Source organism: Blautia caccae, assembly GCF_040095955.1.
Classification (GTDB): domain Bacteria; phylum Bacillota; class Clostridia; order Lachnospirales; family Lachnospiraceae; genus Blautia; species Blautia celeris.
In genome coordinates, this window is sequence record NZ_JBBMFP010000056.1 from 1 (window position 1) to 2,615 (window position 2,615).

The following is a 2,615-nucleotide window of genomic DNA, read 5'->3' on the forward strand; positions in this document are numbered from 1 at the left end:
AGTAGTGGCGGCAGGTATTCGCCCCATCGCGAAGCGATTTTTAATGGGCGAATACCCGTAACTATTCAGCTGGCTGAGTAGTTATCGGTTCAATTTCCTTGGATCGCTTTTGGCGATGTGATCTTTGACTGGCTGCATTTTTCCCTTTTTATTTCTCTCTCCAGAAGAAGCAGGAACAGGAAGGAAATCGCTGCGCATACTGCTCCGATGGTAAATACCACGTTGATGTCATATCCACGTCCCAGGACTGTGTTTGTGATCGCCGGTGCCCCTAAAGTGGCAACCGCGATTCCCAGCATTACATAGCCGTAATTCTCACCGGAATGCTCCATGCCGAAAATGTTGCTGGTCAGTGAAGGGAAACTTCCCATGATACCGCCGTAGCATGCGTATACGAGAACCACACAGACGGTTGTGACTGCTGCCGGTGCGATCACCAGGAGAATCATAGCTGCTGCTGCCACCACTAAAACCACCTTCAGGCAGATGATCCTGCCCACTTTATCCGCTGCTGTGGGAAGTGCCAGACGTGTTCCCGCATTGAACACAGAGCCTGCCATGACTGCTGCCACTGCCACTGTGGATGCGATTCCCCTGTCCATCTGGACTGTCTGGGACAGCGGTGACAAGATCAGGTATGGTATCAGCCCGAACAGCATGGTTGCCAGAAGAAAGTAAAATTTCTTTGTCTTGATCATTTCCATGGAGGAATATTGTTTTCCATCATATCTGTGAATTATATTCCCCCCGGCCTTATTGGCATTCTCCGGATTTTTAATGAAAATGCTTGCGAAGATCCAGGAGATTCCTATCATAACACCAATCACAAGGAAGGTAACTTTGATTCCCTGGCTGGAAAGCAGCGCTCTTGAAAACGGTGCCATGAAAAATCCGAACAATCCATTGGCTGTAACGATCACCCCGGATGCAAAACCGGTTCTTCCCGGGAACCATTTCTGCGCGGTAGAGATAATGGTCGTATAGATCATACCCTGTCCGAATCCCTGTAAAATTCCATATGTAAAATACATCATCAGAGGTGACGGACGAAGCGCCAGTGCGCATAACAAAACACTCACGGTAAATATTCCTCCGCCGCAGATCACCGCGATCCTGGGGCTGTATTTATCCTGGATACGTCCTCCGAAAATATTACCCAGCACAAATGTGACAAAGTACAGGTAGAAACACATGGACGCCTGACTCTGGCTCCAGCCTGTCAGTTCCATGGCGTAGGGCTGGTAAATGGACCAGATATGGGGATACCCTGTAAAAAATACTGCAAAGGCACCAAATATCAGTATCAGATATTTTGTTTTAGAATTTGCTTTTCCTGTCATGATAGCTTTCCTTCCTCTTTTGATAAACTCTTTGTTATATATTGGTTATCTCTTTGCATTTAAAGTATCATCTTTTGGGTACTTAGTCAATAGTTTTTGATGATTTTTTGTATTTATTTCATTAAGCCCTTCACAATTTACCCAAAATATACTATACTTATACCAAAACATATTGGAAACCGCTTACTGCAGGCCCTGTGCCGCGCGATGCCAGACCTCCGTAACCGCTCAGACAGGTCAGCTTGTCTGAATGGTTACAGACTTCCGGGAAAGGATATTTTTATGCGTACAAAACGAATTGATTTAATAGAGACTTTCATTGAACAGGAAAAATCCGTGTCCCTGGATACCCTGTGCGAAAAATTTAATGTATCTAAAAACACGATCCGAAGGGATATTGATGACCTTGTGAAAAAGGGTACTGTAGAAAAGGTATACGGCGGCGTGGTCAGCACGCAGCAGGCCTCAGATACTCGTCTGCTGCCCTATGAACAGCGCCATACTGTGCTGAGCGCAGAAAAAGATGCCATATCAAAAAAAGCTGCCTCCTTTGTGGAGAACGGGGATGTGATCTATATTGATACGGGAACTACCTGCCTCAATATGGTGGATTCCCTGTCCCATTTAAACTGCACGATCATAACAAACAGCCTGCAGATTTATATCCGCGCAGTCCCCTATCCCAATCTCCAGGTTATTTCCCTGCCGGGAATCCTGAACAGGGACACCCTCTCCTTTGTAGGAAGTGAGATTCCGGGATATCTGCGGACCTTCAATATAACCAAAGCGTTCATGGCCTCCACAGGCGTGACCATTGAAAACGGCCTGACAAATGCCTCCGCGGAAGAGTATGCGGTTAAAAAAGCGGTCATTCAGAACAGCCAGACACGCTGCCTGCTCTCAGACCACACCAAATTCGGCAAGTTTGCACTTATGACTTACTGCCGTCTGAACGAAGTGCAGCATATTATCACGGACCGGCCGCTGGCGGAGGAATATGAGGATTACTGCCGGGAATACGACATCTCTGTCCACCTGGCATAAAAGCAATGTGTTTTTTTATACAAAACAGCCGAAGGCACAGGCTCCATCCGGAACCGGTACCTTCGGCTGTTTTCAATATTTTCAATTATCTGCAGCAGAGAACACGCTTTGTATTTTCTCTGCTGACATACCATAGAGGTAACAATTTTATAAGCCTGTCTTCTCAGCAATGAATTTTCTTGCCTTGATGGCATACTTAAGCGGATTGGCTTTTGCAGGGTCCTGCTCTGC

The 2,615-nt window shown here is 46.4% G+C and carries 2 protein-coding genes; one reads left to right on the plus strand and one right to left on the minus strand.

The genetic code is table 11. From position 1 onward, the window contains the following. Positions 1-89: 89 nt before the first annotated feature. The gene (locus WMO65_RS25940) at positions 90-1,340 is read right to left on the minus strand and encodes an MFS transporter (protein WP_243128804.1); all 1,251 of its coding nucleotides are present in this window, start codon (positions 1,338-1,340) and stop codon (positions 90-92) included. Positions 1,341-1,622: 282 nt separating this feature from the next. Here WMO65_RS25940 and WMO65_RS25945 point away from each other — a divergent pair, with 282 nt between their 5' ends. Then, a complete protein-coding gene (locus tag WMO65_RS25945; RefSeq protein ID WP_033144203.1) occupies positions 1,623-2,384 on the plus strand; it encodes a DeoR/GlpR family DNA-binding transcription regulator in 762 nt (253 codons plus the stop codon). Positions 2,385-2,615 lie beyond the last annotated feature (231 nt).